Raw genomic sequence first — 9366 nt, 5'->3', positions numbered from 1 at the left:
AAAGCTCGAAAATCATTTTAAAGCCTTTGATTTGACTTTCTTTTACCTTAATAACGGATTCGTTTAACGCCAGCATACTTTTTGAAACACCACCTGAAATTTTACTGACCGCAATGTTCTTAATTGTGATTATGGGCGCCACAGATAAGCGTGCGCCTGCTGGTTTCGCGCCGATTGCGATTGGTTTAGCTTTGACCTTGATTCACCTGATCAGTATTCCTGTGACCAACACCTCGGTTAACCCTGCACGAAGTACAGGTGTTGCCATATTTGCTGAAACAGCCGCTTTAAGCCAACTCTGGTTGTTCTGGGTTGCTCCGATTGTCGGTGCCATTATCGGCGCTATTATTTATAAAATTTTAGAAAAAGAGGATTAATTTTTTCTCTATCCCTTAAAAGAAAAAGCCCACAATCTGTGGGCTTTTCTTATTGTTCCACATGGAACATAGATAGGCTTATGTTATAAAAACGGATTGTCAATTTCACCCGACTGCAGATGTTCAATTTTCTCAGGAAGCTGGGCTTCACTTTCAAGCTGTTGCACAATGGCATTCAGATACGCCTGCAATGCTTTGGCCGCAGCTAAACCGGCTTGGTCTTTGGTGAGTTGTAAATTGCCATAAATACTGACGCAGTCCGTGTCATTTTCAAGGGTCAAATCATGGATGGCATGGGACTCATTGCCATGTACAAAAGGTTTAAACATTTTATTTTTACTCTTCTTTATTCTTCAGGCATCGGGCACTGCAGTCGAATGCCTACACATCCAACTGCGTAGAACTTTAACGTAACAGCTGCAAAATATATTGCAATAAGACGTCGACCAATTGTTTCACAATCGCATCTTGATCCGCCGCATCAATACCCGTGCCTTTTGTGACTGTGCTACCACTACTCGACTGAGTAGAGCCCGATTTAAAGTTTTTTTGTAAGGCTTTGAGCTGCTCGGATGAAACCTCTTCTGCGCACTGACTTTCCGCATCCCAATGTGAGTATTGAATTGCACTATTGGCTTTTACCGCCGTTGCTGTCAACGGTAGTTTATAAGTATTACGTTTTTGCTCTTCTGTCAGTTGCGGAAATAAGTTTACACCCAACTGCTCTTCCAAATAGCAGACACTGACAATTTTTACCTGCTGTGAATTATCATTCGGTGCGTAATAAGCGCCGATTGCACCCGTTTTTGGCATATAAACCGCTTTGTACACCGCACTAGGAACAATCACTCCCTGACCAATGGTCTTGAGCTTTTTGCCCTGAAATACAGGCCCAGTTACCACAAAAACATCCAGCTTTTGCTTGGTCACAAGCGCCCGTGTGGCTTCTTCCAATTCACGCCACACTTGCTGATTATTTTTAGGGGCCTGTGGCACCATATTGGCCAAAGAAAAACTGTCGAATTGTGAGGCTTTGTTGGGCATATCAGCATTCGGTGCCATATGTCCACGGTCATAGCCTGAACCACGGTAGTCCGACAATGTCGCTCGATGTTCGGTTGCAACATTATTTTCTTCGTGAAAACTATCTTCACGTGGAATTTTTTGGCTCAGGCGCTGTGGCGTCAGGGCCTCTGCAACCCAGAGAGGTGTTTTCGAAACGCCCGAATACATCACATTAAAACCGTTAAAGCACAGTGCATAGCTGTGTTTACTTAAACTTTCTTTGAGTAAATAAGGCGGAATTTCCCGATAAAATTGTTCTAAACAGGCTGAATTTGAGCTTGGGCTTAAAGACACGTATTGCTGAATTTTTTCTTGACCAAAAGCAATCGCAAAACTTCCCGTTGCCACCAATCCTAAAATCACTTTCAGGCCATTTTGATTAAACATGTTAAAGACTGACTTACCTGAACTACTTTTCTTCTTCGCCATCACAACTACAATAAACATCGGTTTTTCACGAGCTTAACAATCAGCGTATACGAAGTATATCGCCCGAGTTCTATTCGCATAACAATTAAACAAAACGCCATATTTAGATGATTTTGCATGTAACAAAATGTCTTTTTTGTAGAGTTTTTCTACGGCAACGTGATGCGATTGCGTATCTTTGATTGCTGTCGCTTCAAAAAATATGCCAAGGTAAAAATGAATCGAACGAAATAATACATGCAATTTACGGAGTTCTTATGCATTCTAAGATTTTAGCTTCTCTTGGTTTAATCGGCACAGTGATAAGTGCTTCAGCCTTCGCCGAGCCCCCTATCCAACCGGGTGATACCTTAGAAAGTCTCTCTCAAGCCAAAGTCACGACTACTGTTAATGGTCAACCTGGTTCTATTCAAGAACTCGTAAGCTCAGGGCAAATTAAATTGCTTGATCCAAATGCAGCACCTATCAGCCCAGCGGGCCAAGGTGCACCCAATGACCAAGCAGTGATGCCAACCGCACCACAGAGTGAAGCCCCTGTTCAACAGGCCGCACCTGATACCGCAGCGCAACAACAAGTCGCTGCGACTCCAACAGAGCAACATCCGCTGGTCCCAAATGCAGAACTCTCAGCACAACAGGCTGAGGCAGCGTTAAATGATGCTGTCGCACCCACGGCAAATACAGACATGAATGCAGCCCCAGCTGCTGCACCTCAATTAAATTCATCAGCAGAGGCACCCGTTAATGCAGTTGAGCCTGATTCACTGCCATCACCAGATGCTCCTGCTCAAGCACTTCCTGACGCTTCAGCAGAACAGCCTGTCCAAGCGATGCCTGAGGCACCTATAAATGACCCAATGAACTAAGACTCCACTGATTTATCCTCCAAAAAAACCAGCATATATGCTGGTTTTTTATTGAAGTTTAAATCTGGATCTGACTACCCAGCTCAACCACGCGATTGGTTGGAATTTGATAGAAGTCGCTCACAGGACTGGTATTCCGTTGCATTGAGATAAAGAGCTTTTCACGCCACGGCGCCATACCATCCCCTACAGTACTGATAATCCGTTCACGCGAGATGAAAAAACTAATTTGCATTAGATCATATTCAAAACCAAGTTCAGCATAGGCCATTTCCAATGCTTGCGGAATATTTGGCTGATCTTTAAAACCATAATACAAAGTAATACGATAAAAACGGACATCCAGTTTTTCAACACTACTGCGTTCTTGTGACGAAACAAAAGGAATATCGCGTGTAATAACCGTTACCATGATGTTGCGTTCATGCAGGACTTTGTTGTGCTTAATATTGTGAAGCATTGCGTGTGGCACAATATTTGGTGTACCAGTCAAAAAGACTGCATCACCTGGAACGAACTTAGTTTCACTACCCATACTAATGCTTTTAATAAATAGGTCTATTGGCAATGAATCCTTTTCAAGACGCTTCAACACTAATGCACGACCATCTTTCCATGTCATTAAAATAGTATACAGCACTGCACCAATTAAAATTGGAACCCATCCACCTGATAAAATTTTAAGCGAAGTCGAGGCAACAAAAACTGTATCAAGTAACAAAAATGGCACGGCGAATAATGCAACTTTCCACATTGGCCAACGCCACAACCCATAGGCCAAAATAGAGATTAAAATAGTGCCACACAACATAGTCATGGTGACAGCAACCCCATAAGCACTAGCCAAATTCTCACTATTCTCAAACAATAAAATTAAGATCAGTACAGAGATATACAGCGCCCAATTAATAAATGGTAAATAAATTTGACCGCGCTCTACCTCTGAAGTGTGTCGCACTGCCAAACGAGGTAAATAACGTAATTGAATGGCTTGATTAACCATAGAAAATACGCCCGTAATAACCGCCTGAGATGCGATAACTGCTGCTGCTGTCGCCAAACCAATCATTGGAAATAGTGCCCATTCTGGAATAAGCATATAAAAAGGATTCGCGAGTGCATCCGCGTCACGCAATAACAATGCTCCTTGCCCTGCATAATTCAATAACAAACATGGTAATACAATAATAAACCAAGCTAAACGAATCGGAAGACGACCAAAATGTCCCATATCTGCATACAGTGCTTCGCCGCCCGTCATAGTCAAAATCACGGCACCCATAGTCAGAAAAGCCACATAGGGTTGATTAAAGACAAAACTCAATGCCCAGTACGGATTAACCATCAATAATACATGAGGGGTCTGAAAAATACTCCACAGCCCTAAAGCACCAATCGCTAAGAACCACAGTAGGGTTAATGGCCCAAAGAATTTCCCCATTGTCCCTGTCCCATGGCGCTGTACCAAAAATAAGCCAGTGATAATTCCTATGGATAAGGGCTCTAACCACTGATTAAAAATAGGCGTAGCAATACTGAGACCTTCTATTGCAGAAAGAACCGAAATTGCAGGAGTAATAATTCCATCACCAAAAAACAGTGATGCACCAATAAACCCCAGAGCAATAAGATAAATTTTCTTGTTATCACTAATTAAGGTGGTTCGCAGATTTAGTGCCAGTAAGGACATAATTCCGCCCTCACCGTTATTGTCTGCTCGCATAATAATCGTAACGTATTTAAAACTCACCGTTAGCATCATGCACCAAAAAATGAGGGACAAAATGCCTAAAACTGACGCTTCTGATATCGCTAGATGGGCTGTTAAAAAACATTGACGCAGTGCATAAAGTGGACTGGTTCCAATGTCTCCAAACACGACCCCAAGGGCGGCTAAAGTGATTGCGGGCAATGCGGCTTTTTTTGCAGTACTTTGCATAGTGTGTCTTCAATTTAGACAGTATTTTTGCGAATCATATCATCACGCTAAAAGTTTTTCTCTAAATCAATTGTTTCACCTTGTCGATGGCTATGTTTTTCGATATTATCCTCCGCCATGGTGAGGTGTCCGAGTGGCTGAAGGAGCACGCCTGGAAAGTGTGTATACGTTTGCGCGTATCGAGGGTTCGAATCCCTCTCTCACCGCCAAAATTTTAAAGACCTTAATCGAAAGATTAAGGTCTTTTTTTATACTGAACATTCTTATTTAGACTTGGCACAAAGTCTGCTTTATAAAAATGACTCTTCAACTAATAGGATAATTTGCACCACAAAGTGAAATATTTATTCAAAAATAAGCGCTTGAACCTGATTCAAACTTGAGCTAAAACAATTTCTACGGGAGGTTAAAATAAATCATCAATGATCATCTAGATGCAATGTTTATGAAGCACAATTCATTTGCGGTATATAACTAGCGAAACACTAAATTGACCAATAAAACTGCTATTCGGGAGTCAGAATGAATAACAGCACCAATTATGTCAAACAAATTAAAAACGCTAAACGAGGCGGTTATACCCCAACCCTTGCAAAGGATGTCAACAAACATAAAATTCAAAAAGCAATTCGTCTGATTGAACAATGGAGAACGCTGGCCAATGAACTCAAACCTCAAATGCAACTCGACATGGCTTTTACGTTGGAAGAATGTGCCCAAGACCTCGACCAAATTTTAAGGAGCAAATAAGTTCCATGTTTTCGCTTAACCCTAACCCTATTTAAAAACAGTTTCATCACAGCCCCCAAATTTTATTCTTAGCTTTCACCCACCCTTTGGTGGGTGAAGTTTGCACAAAAAATCATGTGCATTTCAATCGCTCACTTTTTGGCTTGCGTTTTCAAGAAAATCCGCTATTATTCTCACCACGTTGCCGGCATAGCTCAGTTGGTAGAGCAACTGACTTGTAATCAGTAGGTCCACAGTTCGAATCCGTGTGCCGGCACCATTTTATACTTAGCCTCGCTTTTTAGTGAGGCTTTGTTGTTTCTGGCCCTTTGGTTTTTTATTTCATTTTAAATATCTTTAACTGCTGTAATTTGAACATAGCGCACGATGCCCTGTTCAAATAATTTCTGGCAGAGCTTAGCGGTCATTTTAATTTTGAAATGATCCAAATTTTGAACGGTCTGTTGGACTAAATGCACATGATAATAACGAGAAAACCCCGCCAAAACTGCATCTGATAAATCTTCAATAGCAACCTGCTGATAGCCTTGCGCTTCTATCGAATGCTGCAAATTCTCTTCTAACTGAAGATGTTCCAAATGAACATCGGCTGCTTTTAACAGCATTTTCAGTTGAAGCTTCTCAAAACGATTTAAATTCAAAAATGCATCACTCAACATCAGATAGTGAAAACCGATGCGCCCTTTTGAATTTAAAACAGAATGGGTTGATCTCAGAAATGAATTTAAATCACTGTGATAAGCGGCATCGAGGCAAAACACCACATCAAAAGGCGCTAAAAATAGCTTTGAATTTAAATTTAAAAATGACGTTTGAATGATGTGTATCTTTGAATTTAAAGTATGTTGTATGCGCTGGACACATTCGGCTTGTAACTCAACCGCACAAAGTTGCTGAACATGGTAATGCTGCTGCCACAGCAATAGACTCGCACCTTGTCCACAGCCCAAGTCTAAAACGCAGTCATTTGGTTTTAGCTGTAATCGATCAGCAAGATGCGTTGCCAGTGTTTGGCAAGCCTCAGGATAGGATGACCTTGCATCATCCCAATAGCCAAGATTGCTCCAAGCCAATACCGCCTGATCTCCCAATTGTTTTGCATCAATTGCATATTTATGTTTGGGCAGATGTCGCTGTAAGGTTTGGAGCCATTTCATGCTTTAGTAGCCGAGTTGTGGGGCAACCTCAACTTTAGGTTTTAATCCAACAAACGGCAATGGCGCACCGAAAATTTCTGCAATATGCATTGCTGAAGTTACGGCAGACTCTAAAATAGGCAGACCATCGCACGACCATGAACCACAGAAGAAGACTTTTCGGTTAGCACTCTTATGGCGTTGTTGTAACTCTTTATTCAAAGCCACAGTTTGCGAGTCCACCACCGCACGGGTCAAAGTTACTGTTGAAATCACTTTTTTCGGGTCAATCTCAGTCACTGGCTGCCACGTTTGGAACACGGCGTTTTTACCGACCAGACTTGGTTCGACTGAATTGAGCCAAACCGTGAACTGTTGACGGGTAAACTTACGGTCCATCATATAGCTCAGCACCGACCAGTCTTTACGCTTAGGTGGCATCACGGAAGGATCAGTATGGATCACCAGTTGACCTTGCTCAAAACGGAACTGTTTTAACAGCGCAATATCATCTGCAAACTGAACAGGATCTAAAAACTCTTCAATTTTTGTGGTTGGCGTTGCCACCACCACACGGTCAAACAATTGCTGTTCGCCCTTATTATTTTCAACCAAAACTTTGTCACCTTGTTCAGTGACTTTGCTAATAGCAGATCCGCTTTGGATATTGATGTTTTCAATCAATTTATCGACCAAGGCAGGTGTTCCACCTTGTATACGCAATAAAGCATCACCATCCGTCAACTGGCGTAAAAAGATCAACAGCGGTTTCGCTGGCCATTCGCCGATGGTTTTTGGATTACAGGTACAGATGGTGTAGAGCACAGGCATTACTGCGCCATGCCAAAATACTTCTTCAATGTCATGCTGGTTGATAAATTCAGCCAAGGTAATGTCTTGATCTTTAGATTTGAAGAATTTAGCAATCGCGGTTTTAAGCTGCAACATACCTTTAACCAAGCGCCATCCATACTGCTGTAGGCCTTTACGGTTATTGATAATCGGGAAATTGCCAATGCGGCTACGGGTAGTGGTTAACCATGTTTCTGTACGGTCTTCAAACAACCAACTACACGCCATGTAGGTGCGTACTGGATACGTTTTGATGCCTAAATAAGTCGCAAGACTTAAGGTGTTTTTCCATAAGTGTGGGTTCATGACACGTAACGGAGCATCAATCAGACCACCTTCAAACTCTGTACTGTGGCTGTCCATCCCTCGCCCAGTCAGTGCTTCGAAAATAGTAATATTATGCCCAGCATCCTTTAGAATTCTTGCGGTAGCAAGACCGGCCATGCCGCTACCAATAACTGCAATATCCAAAATTATGATCCGTCAGTCTGACTTATATTGACTGAAATTATGACCCAATGTCGAAAAAATAGGGCTATTAAAAAATACCAGAATCACATTTTTTCATGTGCCGCACTGGTAGGACGATATTTGCTTAAATTACATTTCATTACACTAAAAAGTCACTTAAATAAACACAGGTTTTTTATACATTTTATTTTAAATAAAAATATAAACCCTTTAAAAACAAAGTATATAAATTAACTATTTTTATAACTTCTGTTTCACAAACCAGCGAAAAGGCGCTAAGATGCGCCCCGCATAAAAACGATAATTACATCACATAATAATTCATGACTAACTATGCAAAACAAGAAGACTACAGCGCCTAAAAAATCCCTACCCTTGACCGAGTAGGGATTTCTTCTTTTTAGCGACAAGATTTTAGTCCACCACAGCAACAGGGATTTCACCAAACTTGCCACGATTAAAATCGTCAAAGGCTTGCACAATTTCTTCCTTGCTGTTCATTACAAACGGACCATAACCTTGAATCGGCTCATTCAGTGGTTCACCGGTCAACACCAAGAACTTAGTGTCTTGCAGCGCTTGTAGTTGAATTGCGGCTTCGCCATCTTGAGCAAACATCACAATCGAACTATCCACCACTTTTTGCGTGCCATTAATCAACACTTCACCACTGAGCACCACCACAATCGCGTTATGCGTGACAGGCACATGTATAAAAGTTTCATACTCTGCTTTTAATTCACCATCCCAAACATTGACGGGGCTATACGTTTGAGCAGGGCCATGATGACCACCAAACTCACCCGCAATCACACGTAGATGTCCAGAATTATCATCCATTTCGATGCGCGGGATATCCGCCACGGTCAAGGCTTGATAACGTGGTGTGGTCATTTTATCTTTGGCTGGCAAATTCACCCAAAGTTGCACCATTTCAAACAGACCACCATGCTCAGCAAAGGCTGGAGAATGAAACTCTTCATGTACCACACCTGAACCTGCAGTCATCCACTGTACATCGCCAGTATTGATGTTCCCACCGCCGCCGCTAGAGTCTTTGTGCGTCACTTCACCACTATAGGCGATGGTGACTGTTTCAAAACCACGATGCGGGTGTGAACCCACACCACGTTGCGATGTGGTTGGATCAAATTTGTAAGGTGCTGCATAGTCCAAAAGTAGAAACGGACTAATCGCTTGCCCTAAGCGGTCATATGAAAAGAGGTTTTTGACAGGAAAACCATCACCAACCCAATGCATGTCTTGATTACGATAAACACCAATTACTTTTTTCATCTTGGAACTCCTATATCGATAGGATGAATATGTAATCTATACTACCCGTTTCCTCATCCGTCTTATAGCACTGCGCTAGCACACACAATCACACGAATAGGACAATCTCGTTAAAATCATCTCACCTGCATAAAAACCAATTTAAAAACAAAGCCATTCTTTATTTTTATGGCATATTTTTGCTC

At 41.9% G+C, this 9366-nt stretch carries 8 protein-coding genes, 2 tRNA genes and 1 pseudogene; 5 read left to right on the top strand and 6 right to left on the bottom strand.

Annotated elements, in window-relative coordinates; genetic code table 11:
- Positions 1-95: 95 nt before the first annotated feature.
- Positions 96-377, top strand: a pseudogene (locus tag AXW61_RS02535) (aquaporin); the annotation flags it as partial.
- A gap of 83 nt (positions 378-460) precedes the next feature.
- Here the strand turns inward: AXW61_RS02535 and AXW61_RS02530 are convergent.
- Positions 461-706 carry a hypothetical protein gene (locus AXW61_RS02530; RefSeq protein WP_062032074.1) on the bottom strand — a complete coding sequence of 82 codons (246 nt, stop codon included), beginning with the start codon at positions 704-706 and terminating at the stop codon, positions 461-463.
- 76 nt (positions 707-782) lie between these two features.
- Entirely contained in the window at positions 783-1871 is a 1089-nt protein-coding gene (locus AXW61_RS02525) for a DNA/RNA non-specific endonuclease (RefSeq protein ID WP_062032092.1), read from the bottom strand.
- A 257-nt stretch (positions 1872-2128) separates the two neighbouring features.
- Between AXW61_RS02525 and AXW61_RS02520 the strand changes: the two genes are divergently transcribed.
- Positions 2129-2737 (top strand): hypothetical protein, encoded by a 609-nt coding sequence (locus AXW61_RS02520; RefSeq protein ID WP_062032071.1) that lies wholly within the window; start codon positions 2129-2131, stop codon positions 2735-2737.
- A gap of 58 nt (positions 2738-2795) precedes the next feature.
- On the opposite strand, the gene AXW61_RS02515 is transcribed toward AXW61_RS02520, so the two are convergent.
- The gene (locus tag AXW61_RS02515; RefSeq protein ID WP_062032068.1) at positions 2796-4676 is read right to left on the bottom strand and encodes a potassium transporter Kup; all 1881 of its coding nucleotides are present in this window, start codon (positions 4674-4676) and stop codon (positions 2796-2798) included.
- Positions 4677-4795: 119 nt separating this feature from the next.
- Here AXW61_RS02515 and AXW61_RS02510 point away from each other — a divergent pair.
- The 3 genes from AXW61_RS02510 (at position 4796) to AXW61_RS02500 (ending at position 5685) form a co-directional block, all read left to right on the top strand.
- Positions 4796-4885: transfer RNA gene (locus tag AXW61_RS02510), tRNA-Ser, on the top strand.
- Between the two features lie 313 nt (positions 4886-5198).
- Positions 5199-5426, top strand: coding sequence for a hypothetical protein (locus tag AXW61_RS02505; RefSeq protein ID WP_004691623.1), 228 nt, complete (start codon positions 5199-5201; stop codon positions 5424-5426).
- 183 nt (positions 5427-5609) lie between these two features.
- Positions 5610-5685 (top strand) — tRNA-Thr (locus AXW61_RS02500).
- 67 nt (positions 5686-5752) lie between these two features.
- On the opposite strand, the gene AXW61_RS02495 is transcribed toward AXW61_RS02500, so the two are convergent.
- The 3 genes from AXW61_RS02495 to AXW61_RS02485 form a co-directional block, all read right to left on the bottom strand.
- Positions 5753-6583 carry a class I SAM-dependent methyltransferase gene (locus AXW61_RS02495; protein ID WP_062032064.1) on the bottom strand — a complete coding sequence of 277 codons (831 nt, stop codon included), beginning with the start codon at positions 6581-6583 and terminating at the stop codon, positions 5753-5755.
- 3 nt (positions 6584-6586) lie between these two features.
- Positions 6587-7885, bottom strand: coding sequence for an FAD-dependent oxidoreductase (locus AXW61_RS02490; protein ID WP_004978178.1), 1299 nt, complete (start codon positions 7883-7885; stop codon positions 6587-6589).
- Between the two features lie 414 nt (positions 7886-8299).
- Complete coding sequence (locus AXW61_RS02485; RefSeq protein WP_062032061.1) at positions 8300-9181, bottom strand: pirin family protein; 882 nt, start codon at positions 9179-9181, stop codon at positions 8300-8302.
- Between the last annotated feature and the right edge of the window lie 185 nt (positions 9182-9366).

Source organism: Acinetobacter sp. BMW17 (assembly GCF_001592855.1).
Lineage (GTDB): Bacteria > Pseudomonadota > Gammaproteobacteria > Pseudomonadales > Moraxellaceae > Acinetobacter > Acinetobacter johnsonii.
This window is presented reverse-complemented; position numbering and strand designations above follow the sequence as displayed.